Genomic DNA, 15,419 nt, shown 5'->3' with positions numbered 1-15,419 from the left:
ATCTAGCGTCGTTCCGTCGGCCCATCGGGGCGGTTGGGTCATCGGAACATCGGAACAGGGGAGAGCATGGGTATCTGGTTCGTCACCGGGGCGTCGCGGGGGCTCGGCGCGGAGATCACCCGGGAGGCGCTGGACCGGGGCCACAGCGTGATCGCGACGGCGAGGGACGCGGCGGCCGTGCGCAAGGCGTTCCCGCACGGGCCCGACGGACTGCTGGCGGTGATCGCGGACGTCACCGACCCGGCGCAGCTGGCGGCGGCGGTGGAGACCGGACTGGCCCGGTTCGGCCGGATCGACGTCGTGGTCAACAACGCCGGCTACGGTCTGGTCGGCGCGATCGAGGAGACCTCCGACGCCGCCGCCCGGGCGCTGTTCGACGTCAATGTGTTCGGCGTGCTCAACACGCTGCGGGCGACCCTGCCGACCCTGCGCGCCCAGCGGTCCGGGCACGTCCTGAACATCGGCTCGGTCGGCGGCTTCGCGACCGCGCCGGCGATCGGCCTGTACGGGGCGTCGAAGTTCGCCGTCGAAGGCATCTCCGAGGCGCTGCACGGCGAACTGGCCCCGCTGGGTGTCCGCGTCACCATCGTCGAGCCGGGCGGCTTCCGCACCGACTTCCTCGGCGGCTCCAGCCTGCGGGTGGAGCCGGCCGCCATCGCCGACTACGCGGCGGGAGCGGGACCGGTGCGCGAGGCGCTGGCCCGGGTCGACGGCCGGCAGCCGGGGGACCCGGCGAAGGCCGCCCGGGCCGTGGTCGACGTCACCGAGGCCGCCGAGCCGCCGCTGCGGCTGCAGTTGGGCGCGGACGCGGTCGAGCGCGTCGAGGCGAAGCTGGACCACGTCCGGAGCGAACTCGACCGGTGGCGGCACGTGGCGCTCTCCACCGCCGTCTGAGTTCCGCGGGACCGCGAACCGCACAGGAAGTCGGACGGGCCGACTTCCTGTGCGGGCTGCCCGTCAGGCCTTGCGGATGTAGTACGCGCGGCCGCTGCCGTAGCAGCTGCCGCTGCTGTGCGTGTCCGTGATGACCCACCCGGCGGGGATGGGGGAGAAGGAGCACACCTCGGCGGTGGTCTGGTTGGTGAGCTTGTAGATGCTGTAGGCGACGCCGGTGCCGGCGCAGCTGTTGGTGCTGTACGACCAGGTGACCACCCAGCCCGCCGGGATGGGGGACATGGAGCAGACGCCGCCCATGCTGGTCTGGTTGGCGGTGTTGTTGATGGTGTAGGCGACGCCGGTGCCGGCGCAGCTGTTGGTGCTGTAGGACCAGGTGATGACCCATCCGGCGGGGATGGGGGACATGGAGCAGACGCCGCCCATGCTGGTCTGGTTGGCGGTGTTGTTGATGTTGTACGCGACGCCGGTGCCGGCGCAGGTGTTGCTGCTGTAGGACCAGGTGATCACCCAGCCCGCCGGGATGGGCGACATGGAACAGACGCCGCCCATGGCGGTCTGCCCGCTCGTGTCGGCGATGTTGTAGGCCACGCCGGTGCCGGGACAGCTGCTGCTGCTGTAGGACCAGGTGATCACCCAGCCCGTCGGGATGGGCGCGTTGGAACATATCGTCGCGCCTGCGGCGGCGACCTGCTGCGCCGCCGCCGCCTGGGCCTGCGTGCTCGCGGCGGTCATCATGCCCAGGAACATCAGCACGACCATCACCAGGTGCGGGACGCGGTTCCTTAAGGTCGTGGTCTTCATGGTTGGCCTCGGATTCTCTCGCTGCTCTACGGATGCATTGACGCAGGTGAGATGAGCCATCGGCGCAGTTGTGTGATCATCTCGGCTGAGATGGTGTCAGAGTCATGGCAGCGGCACCAGAGTGTGCGTACGGGGTGAACGTCACCACTGTGGGGCCTCAGTCGCAGACCCCGAAGTGCAGGATGGTGGCCCAGTCGTCGGTGACCAGCAGCAGGTTGCGCCACCAGATGTAGCCGCTGCGCGGGTCGCTGACGTCGCAGAAGCTCCGGACCGGTCCCAGGTGCGCCTCGATGAGGTCGGCGATGCCCTCGGTGAGTTCGCCGGCCAGCCGGACCTGGTCGGGTTCGGTGAGGCGTGCGGTCACCTGTCGGTGGAGGATCTCCCGCCAGGTCCGCCGCGGCTCGAACGGGCGGACCGGCCAGCCCACCCGGTGTCCGGTGGGCCCCGCGTCGTACACGGCCTGGGCGAGGTTCGCCAACCGGTCCGGACCGGGGGCCACGCCGGCCACCGGGACCACGGAGAACAGTTCGAGGGACGACACGAAGATGACGCTGTCGAGCAGTTCCTCAAGCGGTTCGGCGGCGGCGGCCACGGCGTCCGGGGCGTCGAGCGGGTTCGGCATGGGACCTCAGTCTGTCAGCCGGCCGTTGGCGATCCAGTCCCGCCACTGGCCGGCCAGAACGAGGTCGGCCAGCCGCCGGTAGCCGTCGGCGCCCGGGTGCGCGCCGTCGCCGGCCGTGGCCTCGCGGACCCAGACGGGATCGTCGGCCAGGCGCAGGGTGGTGTCGACGAACGGGACGTGCCGCGACGCGCAGAGGGCGGCCATCCCCTCGGCGAGCGCCGCGGTGCGGCGCAGGTGCCCGTCCCCGGCGACGACGACCGGCGGCGGGCCGACCACCAGCGGGAGGACGGCGCGGCTCAGGCTCTCGTCCAGGCTCTCGTCCAGGATCGAGGCCAGGTTCTCCAGGCAGCGCTCCGGGCCGACGCGCACCGCGCCGTTCTCCAGGATGGCGTCGTTGCTCCCGAAGGAGACGACGAGCCGGTTGTCCGCCCCGGGCGCGGTCCGCGGCAGCACCTCCCGCCGCCAGCGCTCCGCGACGTCCTCGGAGGTGTTGCGCCGGACGCCGAGGTTGAACGCCGTGATGCCGCCGCCGCTGGCCTCCAGCACCCGTCCGACCCACCCCCGGTACTCCGGGTCGCCGACCCCCTGGACGAACGAGTCACCGATGAAGCAGATCCGCATGTCCTCGACCATTCGGCCGACCCTAGCGATCGGCCGGGCCCCGGCACGCGTGCGCCCAAGGGGCGGACAGGGCGCGCCCTAGGCCAGACGTGCCACGGCCAGGGCCACCGCGCGGTCGAGCGCGGCCGCGGCGTCGCACGGCACGTCGGGCCGGACGCCGGTGCCCTCCCAGTTGGTGCCCGAGACCGGGTTGACCGCGCGGGCGACCGGCACGCTGAGCTCCAGGTGCGGGTGCACCGTCCAGCCCTCGCGCGGGTGGGCGCCGCCCCGGGTGGTCTCCCCGACGACCTCGGCGCGCCCGAGCTGCTGCAGGTCGTAGGCGAGCTCCTCGCCCGCGGAGAAGGTGTCCGCGCTGGTCAGCACGTAGAGCGGTTTGTCACCGCCGAAGCGGGCGCCCGGCACGAACGGGGGCGTCCAGGACTGCTCGGCCACCTCGCCCTGCCGCGAGAGCATGGTGTTGAGGTGCGTGCGGCCGTCGAGCAGGTAGCCGCAGATGAAGGCGACGGTGTTCGGATCGCCGCCGACGTTGCGGCGCAGGTCCAGCACGAGCGCGTCGGCGGGCGCGACCAGGGAGAGCGCCGCGGCCAGCGGCTGAGCCGCCCAGTCCAGCGGGAACACCATGGGCCCGATCTCCAGGACCGCGACGCCGCCGTCCAGGAGCTCCACGCGCGGGACACCGCCCAGGGAGGCGTCGAACCGCCGCCGCGCCGTGGCGAGCACCGCCGCACCCTGCTCGGGCGGCACCGGCACGGCGTGGTACTTGAGGGCCAGGTGCAGATCGCCGTTGACCGACCGCAGGTCGGAGGTGACCGCGTCGGCCAACCCCTCGGCGGACTCGGCCGGGTAGGCCCCGTCGGCGCTCCGCCGCCGCAGCAGGTCCGCCAGTTGCCGGGCGGCGTCGGGGAAGACGTAGTTCTCGCGGACCAGGTCGGCGATCGACTCGACGACGGCGGTGGCGTCCAGCGCGGCAGGCGATGTGGTGGGGATCATGGGAGGGAGTAGATCAGTGGCTTGCAAAAGCGTCAACCGTACTTAACGCTTGATCTGGTGAGCCATCAACCGGATGAAGACGAAGGCGTCCAGCGAATCAGCGCGCCCCTGCAGCACACCGCACTCGCCCACCCCCTGCGCCAGCGCCTGCTCTTCGCCCTGAGCGCCCGGCCGTCGACGATCAGCCGGCTCGCCGCACAGCTGGGAGTGAACAAGGGCAGCGTCTCCCACCACCTCAGGGTGCTGGGCGAGGCGGGGCTGATCCAGGACGCGGGAACACGACGGGTGCGCGGCGGCACCGAGAAGTACTACCGGCGGTCCGCCGAGCGACTCCTCGTCGACGAACCGCAGGCCGAGGGCACGGCCGCACTCTTCGGCGCCGTGGCCCAGGAGTTGGACCGCTCGCCCGCCGACCACCTCCTGACCCTGCGCCACCTCCGCCTCAGCCCCGCCAAGGCGGCCCGCCTCGCCGGGGCCCTGGCCGCCCTCGTCGACGAGGCGGAGGAGGACCCGGAGGGCGAACCGGTGCACGGCATCCTGGTGACGCTCTACCGGCACGCTGGGGGGTAGGGCCGGTTGGCGCTCCTTGGTCCGGAACGGGAACACTTCGAGGTTCGGGTGGACGGTGGGTTCGGAGCTCCCTAGCCTTCGTGGTGCCGGGCGGCCGGTTCGCCGCCCTCGCCGCTCCGGAGGAGGAGGCGGTCCGTGCTCTTGGATGGTGACGCCTGGCGTCGGCACTTCGACGGGTACCGGCGCGACGCGTTCCGGCTCGAAGCCCAGCCCGTCTACACGATGCCGCGCGAGGCGGAGAACCTCGCCCGGTTCCTGCGGGGCGAGCCCAAGCCGGCGGAGCACAACGCGGCCTGGCACGCGAGGGTCCGGGGTTTCGTCTCCTCGGGCCGGACCATCGGGCGCGTCCGGGTGGTCCGGCAGCCGTTGACGGACTACCAGCGCTACCAGTTCGCCTGGGGCATCCCCGGCAACATCGCCGCCGGTGAGGACATCCGGATCCTCGACATCACCGGGCAGGACCACGGCATCCCGCTCCAGGACTGGTGGCTGTTCGACGACGTCTCTGTCGTGCGGCTGAACTTCCGCCCGGACGGCACCCAGATCAACCGCGAACTGGCCGACCACCACGCGGAGGAGTGCCGCGAGTTGAGGCGGCTGGCACTCGCCCACGCGGTGCCGTTCGCCGACTATCTGAAAGCCCACGGGTGACGCTGGAACCTGATCGGCTCCGGCCGGATCGCACAGGAAGTCGGATCGGCCGACTTCCTGTGCGGGAGGAGGCCGGTGGGCGCATGTGCCGCGGCCGGGCCAGTCCGGGTTCATCCCCGCCGCAATGGGCAGGGTGGGGGTGGCTCGCTGGTGGGGTTGTGGGTACGGGGGCAGGAGACGGCGGCGATACAACGGAGTTGCCGGGCGGGCGTCCAGTACGTCCACATGACGTCGTGGGGGTAGGTGGTGAGGAAGTCCCGGGCGTGGGCCTGTCGCTGGTCCGGGGCGAGGTCGGTGTCCAAGGCGGGGGCGTCGGCGAGTTGCCTGCCCAGCCATGTGAGGGCGTCGGCCGGGTCATCGGTGGTGAGCTTGATGTGGGCGGCCGTTTTGGCGAGCCAGTGCATGACTTCGAGGGGTGGGGTGGGACTATTCCAGGCGGGCCGTCTGCCATTCTGGGGCTCGGGCGGTCGTCGTTCGATGTCCTCGGGCCGCTTGCTGCCCACCCAGGTGTAGCAGTGCCAGTGGAGTTCGGGCCGGTGCCAGTGATCCATACGCGCCCTCCCTTCGCGGATGGGTCGGCCCCGCTCCCGATCGGTTCGGGAGCGGGGCCGAATCCTGCGGGAGCGGATCGGGTCAGACAGCCGTGTCGAACCGGGCAGGCTCGATGCCGGCGGCGGCCAACTCGGCCGTGCTGAACCTCAGCTCGATGCCCGGGCGCTTGGTGTCGCCCATCACCCAGAGCCCGCCGGCCACGCCGGGCACCTCGCGCAGGGTCGCGCAGGTCTCGTGCTCCGACTGCGGGTTGCCGCCGCACGCCTTGTAGGCGGTCAGCTCCGACGGGACCTCGATCTCGTACAGGTCGTTCTGCTGCACGTGCCACCTCCTATGGATCGCCGGTAGCCACGGTGACTCCCGGCGTCGGGCGGGCACCCAACGTAAGTGCAGGAGAGGGGTGTTACGGGATGCTTTCCTGTTCCCTCAAATACTTGTCCCGAATGCCTTCGACCGCGCGACGCATCTCGTCACCGGACAGGGCTCCGGCTGCAAATCCGTCGTACTTATGAATGTATGTCTCCACGTCTCGTGGGTCGGTGACCATCAGCTCGGCATGCACCGTTTCGACCGTGACCATGCGGTCGTCCCGGATGACGAAGGAGTGCGCGGGAACATCGGTCTGCGGGGCGGAGAGCGGCACGATCCGGATGTCCACGTGGGAGAGGCGAGAAGCCGAGATGATCCGGTCCAGCTGCCCGGCCATCATGGCGGCGGGCACGAGGCGCCACCGGAGAACCGGCTCGGTGATGACGAATCGCAGCGTCTTGGTGGCGTCGTAGAGCGACCGCTGCCTAGCGAGCCGGGCTGCGACCGCCCGCGACAGTTGTTCCTCGGTGAGATCTCTTCTCCCGAAAACGGCCCGTACGTATTCCGGGGTCTGCAACAGACCCGGGACGAGGGAGGGTTGGAATACGCGAATCAGTCCGGTGGTGTCGTCGAGTGCTTTGATCTGCTGCTGCTTGCGGTGGTGCCCCAAGCGGCGGATCAGCCGCCAGGCCGTCGCCTCCGTGGCCTCTGCCCGCGCGGCCGCCATGTACTCGGTCTTGACCTCGTCGGACACGCCTATGGCCGTGAGGATGCGTTCCACGTCCACGACGGTGGGTGGCGCCTTGCCGGTCTCGATCTTGCTCAGCTTGCTCGCGGACATGACGGCGCCACGGGCCACGGTCTTGGCTTCCTTGCCGGAAGCCTGCCGGAGTGCCCGCAGCGCCGTCCCGAGCTGCGTTCTGTTCACGCGGCGTACTCGGCCCACCAAGCCGGGAACGGTACGGCGTGTGCCATGGCGGTGTCGCGGTACGCCTTGAACTCGGCGAGGCGGTCGGTGGTGAGGAAGTCGGTGCCGAGGTACGTGCCGTCGCCGTCGTAGTTCATCGCCGCCACGTTCTCGTCGTCGAACAGCCAGAAGTCCGGGGCCTCCGGGATCGGGTTGGCCTGGTCGGTGGTGTCGAGGATGAAGAACTCCTCGCCGGCGGCCATGTTGCGGTGGTAACCCCAGGTGAGCTCGAACCGGAGGTAGTCGGTGAGCGGGCGCGAGAGGATGTGGACCCGGTACATCCGCTTGCCGGCGTCGGTGGCGTCGGTGACCGTCGTGACCCAGCCGGCGGTCCGGTAGCCCGCCGGCTGCGCTTCACCGGCGAGGAAGGCCTGGTAGGCGTCGACGCCGCCGGACCGGCTGTAGTCGTCCAGGGTCTCCAGCCGGAACGCCTCGCGGCTGAACGTCGAGAAGCAGGCCCCGAGGGTCCTAGATGAGGTTGTCACGGAGCGCCTTTCGGATGAGTTCGACCGGGATCTCGACCAGGGCCTCGTGGGCCGGGAGCCGGATGTGGTGCTCGGTCACCCGCTCGCCCTGGACGGCGAGCGTGCCCCGGTCGGTCAGGTACAGCGTCGGGCACTCGCCCTCATCGCAGGAACCCACAAGTCGTGTCAGCTGCACTGCTGCCTCCGCACTCGGTCGGTGTCATGACGATGGTCCCGAGGCCGTTGGGGCGCAGGCAAGAACTTCGTGTTTCCGCTACTGGAAAGCGGCTCGGCATCGAACAGGTGCGCGGTGAGGGGCGGCCGCACCGGCGGCCCCACCCTCGGAGGAGAGCGGGGGGCGGCGGGGGTGCACAGGAAGTCGGATCGGCCGACTTCCTGTGCAGGGGTGCGGAGGGGGAGCGGGGCGGGGCCCTCGTGGCCGTGGTTCCGGTCGCACGCCACCTGTCGGGAGTGGATCACGGGCGTAGGGTGTCGGCATGTCGCTGAGTCACATCACCCTCGCTTTCCGGCCGTTCGATCGAGCTCGTGGAGCTGCGGATGTCTTCGACCTGCGGGGGGATGTTGGAGGGCTATCCGTGCAAGCTCATCAACGACCTGAAGCTCAGTAGCCTCCACCGGCAGGCCGAAAGCGCGTTTCCTTCCGGGCCGGTCCACGTTGTTCCGCCTTCCCGTGAGTATCCGGACCAGACCGCCGGTGGTTTCGGCCCTGTCGAGGTCCTGCCTGCCGTGACCTGCATCGGCAACTTTCGCTCAGCGGCGGTTGCTGCCGAGCTCAACCCGGTGCTGCACCGCTCCGCTCTTGTGGTGGCCTGGTTCCAGCCTGGCCCGGACGTCCCGTCGGGTGAGGGTGCAGATCTCGCGATTCGTGGCATTCACTGGGAGGAACTGGCTGAGGATTACGAGCTCTAGGCGCGGGTCGGGTCGCGGTTATGCGATGACGGTCGCGATGGGGGCGGTTGCCGCGTAGCGGGGGAGGCCGCCGGCGTCGGGGAGTTCGTCCTCGAAGTCGCAGGAGGCGATGGCGTCGTAGCCGCGGGCCCAGGCGGCGGTGAGGAGGCGGGACACCGGTTCGACGAGGGAGGGGCCGCCCGGGGCGGCTTCGGCGTCGATCTTGAGTGGCCAGCCGATGAAGTCGTCGGCGAGTCCGGCGTCCGGGTTCGGGCGGGTGTCGAAGTCCATTCCCTCCGCGCGGACGCCGTAGTAATCGTCGACCTGGCCTCCGAGGATCACGGCGATGAGCTCGGCGAGGAACTGTGGACTGGTGCCTCGGACGTAGATCTGGCAGTTGGAGTAGTCCTTCTCCGCGCTCATACGGCTTCCTTCCGGGCGTGTATTGGTGCGGATCGAGGGGTGGCGGGTGCGCAGGAAGTCGGACCGGCCGACTTCCTGTGCGGGGGTGTTCGTCAGGCGGGCGAGGGTGAGGGTGAGGTGGTGGTGGGGCGGGGGAGGCGGGCGGCGAGGGTGAAGTGGAGGGCGGCGAGGGCGGTGCCGCCGACCGTCATGCCCGGGTTGTGGGCCGCGGCGCCGATGGCCGCGTCGGCGAGTTGGACCGCGCCGCTGACCAGGAGGAGGGGTGTGAGGCCGCGGCCGGTTCGGCTGAGCAGTAGTTGGTACAGCAGGGCGGCGCCGAGTGGCAGGGCGCGGGCCGCGTAGGCCTGGGCGTAGAGGTCGGTGAGCGGGGTGGCGGGGTCGGTGCCGCCGGGCAGGGCCAGTTCCGGGGAGAGCAGGCCGGCGACGCTGAACGCCATGGACAGGGCGGCGCCGGCCGCGTTGGCGATCACCAGGGCGCGGGTGCCCCGGCCGGGGGTGGCGATGGAACGAGACATTGAGTGAGCCCTCGAATCGTTCTAAGTGTGAATGGTTATTGGATGCTAGCGTTCGTTGTGTGAACGATGTCAACCCCCTACCGCTTGCCGCCTCCGTGGTCTTCCGGCTCGGCACGCTCGGCAGTGTCGTCACGGCGCGGTTCACCGCCGCGCTGGCGGAGTTCGGGCTCAAGCCGAAACACGTCGGCCTGATGGTGGCGCTGGACTCCGGCGCACCGCCGTCCCAGCTGGAGCTGGCCCGGATCATGGCGGTGGCACCCAGCCTGGTCGTCTCGCTGGCCGACCACCTGGAGCAGATCGGCGCGGTGGACCGGGTGCGAGATCCGGCGGACCGGCGGCGTCAGGTGCTGGCACTGACCGACGCCGGGCGGGAGTTGCTCGCCGACTGCACCGCGCTCGCGCACCGGCTGGACGAGGAACTCACCGCCTCGTTGGCTGACTCCGAGCGGGAGGCGTTGCGCCGTGTGCTCGGCCTGCTGGGCGCCGAGGCGGGCTTGCCGACGATCGACTGAGGCCGGCCGCCCCGGCGTGCGAGCCTGGGGTGGTGATCGCCGTCGGCTGTCTGAGAGTTGAGGGGTGGGGAGGGGTGGTGCGGCGCATAGGAAGTCGGACCGGCCGACTTTCTGTGCGGGCGGGGTGGTGGGGGTGGGGCGTTGTGGGGTTCCGGAGCAGTGGCTGCGCTCTGCCGTCGGCCGGCCTCTCGCGGGGAGCGAGGGTCGCGGGGGTGCGAGGCGGAGGGGAGGCGGCCGGTGGCGTCGGGTTCGTGGAGCTCGACGCGGTCGGGGTGGGTGGTGGGATCCCTGGGGGTGATTGGGTGCTGCTCTTCTCGGCGGTTCCCGAGTTGGTTGGCGTCCCTGGTCCGGGTCAAGTGAGGGGCGGGGTGCTGGGCTGCATAGGAAGTCGGATCGGCCGACTTCCTGTGCGGGTGGGGGTGGAGGGCTGCGGGGGTCAGGGGCAGGGGTCGGGTCTTGCCGTCCGGTGGTCCCTCATGGGGGAGTGATGGGGTGGCGGAGCGGGTGCGGTGGAGGTGGTTGGCGGAGGGGTGGGGTGCCGGGTGTGGGCGCGGTTCGCGTGGTTGTCATCGGGGTCGATGGTCAGCGGCAGTTTCCGGCGGGTGGGTCGCAGAGTCGGACGTCGGTGACGCCCGGCAGGTCGGTGATCAGGCGGCGCAGGACGGCGAGATCGGCGTCGGGGGTGCGGGGGTCGAAGGCGACGACGAGTCGTACGCGGTCGGCCTCCGGCATGGAGACTCGGGTGGCGCCGTGGCCGAAGCCCGAGCCGTCGAGGAGGAGTTCCGGATGGGGGCCGGCTCCCAGGAGGGGGCTGTCCTTCCGGAGGGTGGCGACGAACGCGTCCGGTTCCCGGAAGTAGGGGGCGATCCAGGTGACGCCGACGGCCCAGGCGACGGAGCCGAGGGTGGCCGTGGCGACCAAGGCGCCGAGCAGGAGTGGCAGGCGCCGGGGTTCGGGTCGTGCGCGGCTCGCCGCGGTGAGGAGGACGACGCTCGCGGGCGTCAGCACGATCAGTCCGAGCGGGGCGCCGAGGACCGAGACGGCGAGCAGTCCCCAGCCGAACACCAGGCAAGCCGGCCGGAAATCGGTGCAATCCTGCGAGAGAAGCGGTGCGGCGGCGGCGAGCGAACCGAGGATCAGCGGAATGCCGATCAACGATTCGACGAAGAGAACCCCCAAGACCAGCGCCGGCGCGGCACACAGCGCCGCCGCCACCGCCAGGACCCGCCCCGCCCGCGGAACCGGCCGGCTCACGCTCAAGGTTTCCATGCCACTCCACCAATATTGAACATGTTCAAACCTGGTGGGGTCACGCTACCAGTGGGCTCCCTGGGGGTGATTGGGCACTGCTCTACTCGGCAGATTCCGAGCTGGTTGGCGTCCCTGATTTGGGTCAAGTGAGGGGCGGGGATGGATGGTGGGGCGCGGATTGGGTGCGGTTGGGAGGAGCGGGGGAGTTGGGGGTGATGGGCTGGGGAGGGAGTTGGGTTGGTCGACTTCCTGTGTGGTGGGGGGTGTTGGTCGTGGCGGCGGCGTTGTGGTGGGGGCGGGGGCTGGTGGTAGGCGGGGGAAATCCAGGGGAGCGGATGGGTGTGCGCTGCTACGGTCGGGCGCTATGAGCTGGCTTCCTGATGACTTCGTCCACCCCGTCCTGGTACCGCTGCCGGGCGGTGGCCATCACCTGCGGCCGATCCGGGAGGCGGACGCTCCGCTCGACTATCCGGCTGTGATGGGTTCGCGGGAGCGGCTGTGGGCCATGTTCGGCCCGGCGTGGGGCTGGCCCGCGGCCACCATGACCTACGAGGCCGACCGGGTCGACCTGTTGCGTCACGAGAAGGAGATCGCCGCACACCAGTCCTTCAACTACGCCCTGTTCGACGCGGCGGAGACCGCTCTGCTCGGCTGCGTCTACATCGACCCGCCGGAGAGGGCCGGCGCGGACGGTGAGATCTCCTGGTGGGTGGTGGACGAGCTGGTCGGCAGCGAGGTCGAGCAGGCCTTCGACGCCCTGGTGCCGCAGTGGATCGCCGCCGACTGGCCGTTCGAGCAGCCGCGGTTCCTCGGCCGCGAGATCTCCTGGTCGGACTGGCTCGCCCTGCCGGAGTATTCCGGCAAGTAAGTGGTTGTCGATCGAACGGCGTCTCGATCGGGTGACTGCGGTGGATTCCGCAGTGGAAGCAGGGTCTCCAGGTAGCTCGGGTGTGCGATCCCGTTCCGAGTGGTTCCCGGAGGCCCTGTTGTACACCTGGATCGCCCGCCAGGCCGGGCAGTTCAGCCCCGAAACCAACCCCGACAACCGGCAGCGCATACCTCACTGACCAGCGAGGACGCTGCTGCGGCCGTCCCCACCCCGCAGGGCGAGGGCGGCCGGGACCACGGCGGCGACGAGCCCGATGGTCGCGCAGACCGCCAGCAGTTCGCCGAGGGCGGCCCACGGCACCACGGCGGGCGTCGGACCGACGAGCTGCCGCAGCGCCGCCCAGGAGCCGCCGATGCTGATCGTCGACGCGATCGCGCCGACGATTGCGCCCGCGCCGACACAGAACAGGGTTTCCACGGCGATCGCACGCAGGACCTGCCCGCGAGTCGCACCCGCCAGGCGGAGCATGGCGATTTCGTGGCGGCGGTCGCCGAGGGTCATGACGAGCGTGTTGGCCAGCGCGACCATCGCATAGAGGATCGACAGGCCGAGGATCATCAGCATGCCGTTCTTCGAACTCTCCTGGTTGGCGTCCGTCGCTGCCGCCGACATCTCCTCCGGGGTGCTGATGCGGGCGCCCAGGTCGGAGACGGCGGATTCCAGGGCGGAAGCCGTGGCTGCTCGGTCGGCGTCAGGCGCGAGGCGGACGATGATGCGGGACGGGAGGGCAGTGGTCCCGGCGTCGGTCGCGTCCAGATAGGCCTGGACGCTGTCCGCTCCCGCCTGGAGTACCGCCGCGACCGTGAAGTGCTTCGGCGTGCCGTCGGCGAGCCAGGCGGCCACGGTGTCTCCGGCGTGCGGGTTGCCCGGCCAGATGGTGTTGACGACGATCGAGCCGGGGCGAAGGTCGGAGACGGAGCCGCTGATGACGGGGAGTTCGGCGACGTCGGCAAGCGATGCGGAGTCGACCGCTGCTGCCTGGAGCTGGAAAGTGCTCGGCCCCTGCTCCTCCGCGTACACCGTGGTCGGGGTGGAGGCGACGGCTGTCACGGAAGAAACAGCGCGCACTCGGTCGACCAGGGTCCGGTTGAGCCCCGGCGTCCCCGCCGGGGAGATCACCCAGTCGGCCCGGGACAGTTGCCGCCCGACCGCGCTCACCTGCGCCGCGTTGATGGTGCCGATGCTGCCCAGCAGGCACCCCGCCAGGCTGACGACGATGACCACCGGGGTCGTCGTCGCCGCCGTCCGGCGGAACGCGGTGAGCGCGCCCTGCCGTGCCGTCGACCAGACCGCGCTGTCGGACAGAGCGGGCAGAGCGGTGACGGCCCGGATGACCGGCCGGGCGAGGACGCCCGCCAGGGTGACGCAGGCGCCGACGATCACCAGGATCAGGGAGGCCGAGGCAGCGGCGTTGGAACCGGCCTCCGGCTGCACGGTCGCGGTGCCGCCGACCGCCACGACGCCCGCCGCCAGCGTGAGCCCGCCGACCACCCAGCGGACCCGGTCGGCCGCCTTCGGCCTGCGCTCCACGCCCGCCTCGCGCAGGGCCTCGCCCGGGCTGATCAGCCCGGCCCGCACCGAGGAGACGACGACCCCGACGACCGCGGTCACCAACCCGATCGCGGCCGCCGCGAACAGCGCCCAGCCGGCGATCGGCACGGCGAAGTCCGCGCCGACGACCCCGTGGTCGACCAGCCAGCCCCGGCAGAGCGGTGCCCCGACCACCCCGAGCGCGCAGCCCGCCACCGAGGCGAGCACGCCCACCAGCACCGCCTCCGCGTAGATCAGCCGCCGCAGCTGCCGCCGGGTCGAGCCGATCAGCCGGAGCAGCGCCAACTCCCGCCGGCGCTGGGCGATCGAGAGCGCGAAGGTCCCCGCGACCACGAAGACCGCGACGAAGCCGGCCACCCCGGCGGCCAGCCCCAGCGGGGTGTCCACGTTGTCCATTCGGCTCAGCAGGAAGGCGTGATGCGGGTCGGCGGCGGCGCGCTCCTTGCCCGTCAGGACGAGGGCGCGGGCGACACCCGCCCCGCCCGCCTCGGCGGCCGCCCGGCGGACGGCGTCGGCCGGGCCGTACGCGGCCAGCGCGTCGACGGCCGGGGAGATCCGGGCCGCCTCGGCGTCGGTGAAGAACACCGCGTGCTCGAACGGCACCTGCCCGGTGACCCCGGTGACGGTCACTGTTCGGGGCCCGGCGGCCGTCAGCAGCGGCAGGGTGCGCCCGATCAGCCCGGCGTCCCCACCGCCGACCACGACCTGCCCGGCAGCCACTGGAGCCGCTCCCGCGGCCAGCTCGTAGCCGCCCGCCTCGGCGGTCGACCAGCCGCGCCCGACCTGGTCGGACGGACCCCCGGCGAGCTGGGCGTAGAAGGTGTGGTCCTCGATCACCCGACCCGTCCGGGCGACCGCGGCGACCACCTCGGCGGTCAGGCCCGGCTGCTGGACGACCGCGGCGTGCTGGACCTGGCCGGAGTCGTCGGTGAGGTCGATGCCGCTGTCCGGCACGACCACGGCGGGCGCGCCGGACCAGCGCTGCCGCGCCTGGTCGGCGACCCCGGCGGTGGCGCCGATCACCAGGAGCGCCGTCGCCATCAGGCCGACGCCGAGGGCGAGCGCGACGAAGGTACCGACGAAGGACGTCCAGCGAATCCGGAGGGTGGAGAGGGCGACGGTCAGCATCCCAGTACCTCCAGGTCCGGCTCCAAGCCCGACTCCAGGCTCGCCATCCGGGTGGCGATCCGGTCGGCCGTCGGGTGGTCGAGCGAACCGGCGAGGCGGCCGTCGGTCAGGAAGACCACGCGGTCCGCGTACGAGGCGGCGACCGGGTCGTGGGTGACCATGACGACCGCCCGCCCGGCGTCGTCCGCCAGGCCGCGGAGCAGGGCGAGCACCTCGCGGCCGCTCCTGGTGTCCAGCGCGCCGGTCGGCTCGTCGGCGAGGACCACCGCCGGACGGCTGATCAGCGCACGCGCTATCGCCACCCGCTGCTGCTGCCCGCCGGACAGCTCGCCCGGCCGGTGACCGGCCCGCTCGGCCAGGCCGACCGAGGCCAGCGCCGCCAGTACCTCGCCCTTCGCCGGACGCCGGCCCGCCAGCTTCGGCGGCAGCGCGACGTTCTGCGCGGCGGTGAGGGAGGGGAGCAGGTTGAAGGACTGGAAGACGAAACCGATCCGCTCCCGGCGGAGCACCGTGAGGTCCCTGTCCTTGAGACCGCCGAGCTCGGTGCCGTCGACCAGGACCCGCCCGCCGTCGATGCCCTCCAGCCCGGCCGCCGCGCGCAGCAGGGTGGACTTGCCCGAGCCGGACGGGCCCATGACGGCCGTGAAGGTGCCGAACGGGAAGCCGAGGCTCACCTCGTCGAGGCCGACGACGGGCTCGGGGCCGGAGCGGTAGGTCTTGGAGACGGAGCGGAGTTCGACGGCGAAATCCGTGCCTCGGGCTGCGGTGCTCATGGCAGCAAGTACATCGGCCGGCCC

Annotated in this window: 19 protein-coding genes and 1 pseudogene; 6 read left to right on the top strand and 14 right to left on the bottom strand. The window is 71.4% G+C overall.

Annotation, left to right across the window (positions count from 1 at the left end; genetic code table 11):
- Positions 1-66: 66 nt before the first annotated feature.
- On the top strand, positions 67-894 hold the full coding sequence (locus AB0N76_RS00835) for an oxidoreductase (RefSeq protein WP_363552100.1): 828 nt from the start codon (positions 67-69) through the stop codon (positions 892-894).
- 63 nt (positions 895-957) lie between these two features.
- On the opposite strand, the gene AB0N76_RS00830 is transcribed toward AB0N76_RS00835, so the two are convergent.
- The 4 genes from AB0N76_RS00830 to AB0N76_RS00815 all read right to left on the bottom strand — a co-directional run bounded on the left by AB0N76_RS00830 (position 958) and on the right by AB0N76_RS00815 (position 3,931).
- Positions 958-1,698, bottom strand: a complete 741-nt coding sequence (locus AB0N76_RS00830) for a hypothetical protein (RefSeq protein WP_363552098.1) — start codon at positions 1,696-1,698, stop codon at positions 958-960.
- Between the two features lie 157 nt (positions 1,699-1,855).
- Complete coding sequence (locus tag AB0N76_RS00825) at positions 1,856-2,320, bottom strand: hypothetical protein (RefSeq protein ID WP_363552096.1); 465 nt, start codon at positions 2,318-2,320, stop codon at positions 1,856-1,858.
- A gap of 6 nt (positions 2,321-2,326) precedes the next feature.
- Positions 2,327-2,953: a GDSL-type esterase/lipase family protein gene (locus AB0N76_RS00820; RefSeq protein ID WP_363552094.1), complete on the bottom strand. Its 627-nt coding sequence runs from the start codon at positions 2,951-2,953 to the stop codon at positions 2,327-2,329.
- Positions 2,954-3,019: 66 nt separating this feature from the next.
- Positions 3,020-3,931, bottom strand: a complete 912-nt coding sequence (locus tag AB0N76_RS00815; protein WP_363552092.1) for a S41 family peptidase — start codon at positions 3,929-3,931, stop codon at positions 3,020-3,022.
- Between the two features lie 57 nt (positions 3,932-3,988).
- Between AB0N76_RS00815 and AB0N76_RS00810 the strand changes: the two genes are divergently transcribed.
- Complete coding sequence (locus AB0N76_RS00810; protein ID WP_363552090.1) at positions 3,989-4,501, top strand: winged helix-turn-helix domain-containing protein; 513 nt, start codon at positions 3,989-3,991, stop codon at positions 4,499-4,501.
- Positions 4,502-4,636: 135 nt separating this feature from the next.
- Positions 4,637-5,152 carry a DUF6879 family protein gene (locus AB0N76_RS00805; protein ID WP_363552088.1) on the top strand — a complete coding sequence of 172 codons (516 nt, stop codon included), beginning with the start codon at positions 4,637-4,639 and terminating at the stop codon, positions 5,150-5,152.
- Positions 5,153-5,262: 110 nt separating this feature from the next.
- Here the strand turns inward: AB0N76_RS00805 and AB0N76_RS00800 are convergent, their stop codons facing one another.
- The 5 genes from AB0N76_RS00800 to AB0N76_RS00780 form a co-directional block, all read right to left on the bottom strand.
- Complete coding sequence (locus tag AB0N76_RS00800; RefSeq protein ID WP_363552086.1) at positions 5,263-5,703, bottom strand: hypothetical protein; 441 nt, start codon at positions 5,701-5,703, stop codon at positions 5,263-5,265.
- Positions 5,704-5,785: 82 nt separating this feature from the next.
- Positions 5,786-6,025, bottom strand: coding sequence for a DUF397 domain-containing protein (locus AB0N76_RS00795; protein WP_363552084.1), 240 nt, complete (start codon positions 6,023-6,025; stop codon positions 5,786-5,788).
- An 82-nt stretch (positions 6,026-6,107) separates the two neighbouring features.
- Entirely contained in the window at positions 6,108-6,941 is an 834-nt protein-coding gene (locus AB0N76_RS00790; RefSeq protein ID WP_363552082.1) for a helix-turn-helix transcriptional regulator, read from the bottom strand.
- On the bottom strand, positions 6,938-7,465 hold the full coding sequence (locus AB0N76_RS00785) for a DUF6879 family protein (RefSeq protein ID WP_363552080.1): 528 nt from the start codon (positions 7,463-7,465) through the stop codon (positions 6,938-6,940). Before AB0N76_RS00785 ends, AB0N76_RS00790 begins: the two co-directional genes overlap by 4 nt.
- Complete coding sequence (locus AB0N76_RS00780) at positions 7,449-7,640, bottom strand: hypothetical protein (protein WP_363552078.1); 192 nt, start codon at positions 7,638-7,640, stop codon at positions 7,449-7,451. The genes AB0N76_RS00785 and AB0N76_RS00780 overlap by 17 nt, the downstream gene beginning before the upstream one ends.
- 301 nt (positions 7,641-7,941) lie before the next feature.
- Between AB0N76_RS00780 and AB0N76_RS00775 the strand changes: the two are divergent.
- Positions 7,942-8,374, top strand: a pseudogene (locus tag AB0N76_RS00775) (hypothetical protein).
- 18 nt (positions 8,375-8,392) lie between these two features.
- Here AB0N76_RS00775 and AB0N76_RS00770 read toward each other — a convergent pair.
- Both AB0N76_RS00770 and AB0N76_RS00765 read right to left on the bottom strand, forming a co-directional pair.
- Entirely contained in the window at positions 8,393-8,776 is a 384-nt protein-coding gene (locus tag AB0N76_RS00770) for a hypothetical protein (RefSeq protein ID WP_363552076.1), read from the bottom strand.
- Between the two features lie 92 nt (positions 8,777-8,868).
- Entirely contained in the window at positions 8,869-9,291 is a 423-nt protein-coding gene (locus AB0N76_RS00765) for a hypothetical protein (protein WP_363552074.1), read from the bottom strand.
- A 59-nt stretch (positions 9,292-9,350) separates the two neighbouring features.
- On the opposite strand from AB0N76_RS00765, the gene AB0N76_RS00760 reads away from it, so the two are divergent.
- Positions 9,351-9,803 (top strand): MarR family winged helix-turn-helix transcriptional regulator, encoded by a 453-nt coding sequence (locus AB0N76_RS00760; RefSeq protein WP_363552072.1) that lies wholly within the window; start codon positions 9,351-9,353, stop codon positions 9,801-9,803.
- Between the two features lie 582 nt (positions 9,804-10,385).
- Here AB0N76_RS00760 and AB0N76_RS00755 read toward each other — a convergent pair.
- Positions 10,386-11,072 carry a hypothetical protein gene (locus AB0N76_RS00755; RefSeq protein WP_363552070.1) on the bottom strand — a complete coding sequence of 229 codons (687 nt, stop codon included), beginning with the start codon at positions 11,070-11,072 and terminating at the stop codon, positions 10,386-10,388.
- Between the two features lie 346 nt (positions 11,073-11,418).
- Between AB0N76_RS00755 and AB0N76_RS00750 the strand changes: the two genes are divergently transcribed.
- Positions 11,419-11,922, top strand: coding sequence for an N-acetyltransferase (locus AB0N76_RS00750; RefSeq protein WP_363552068.1), 504 nt, complete (start codon positions 11,419-11,421; stop codon positions 11,920-11,922).
- Positions 11,923-12,114: 192 nt separating this feature from the next.
- Here AB0N76_RS00750 and AB0N76_RS00745 read toward each other — a convergent pair whose 3' ends face one another.
- Together AB0N76_RS00745 and AB0N76_RS00740 are read right to left on the bottom strand one after the other, a co-directional pair.
- Entirely contained in the window at positions 12,115-14,622 is a 2,508-nt protein-coding gene (locus tag AB0N76_RS00745) for an FtsX-like permease family protein (protein ID WP_363552066.1), read from the bottom strand.
- On the bottom strand, positions 14,616-15,395 hold the full coding sequence (locus AB0N76_RS00740; protein WP_363552064.1) for an ABC transporter ATP-binding protein: 780 nt from the start codon (positions 15,393-15,395) through the stop codon (positions 14,616-14,618). The genes AB0N76_RS00745 and AB0N76_RS00740 overlap by 7 nt, the downstream gene beginning before the upstream one ends.
- Between the last annotated feature and the right edge of the window lie 24 nt (positions 15,396-15,419).

Source organism: Kitasatospora sp. NPDC093806, assembly GCF_040683335.1.
GTDB lineage: Bacteria > Actinomycetota > Actinomycetes > Streptomycetales > Streptomycetaceae > Kitasatospora.
The sequence above is the reverse complement of the archived record's forward strand: the minus strand, read 5'-3'. Positions and strand labels throughout refer to the sequence as shown.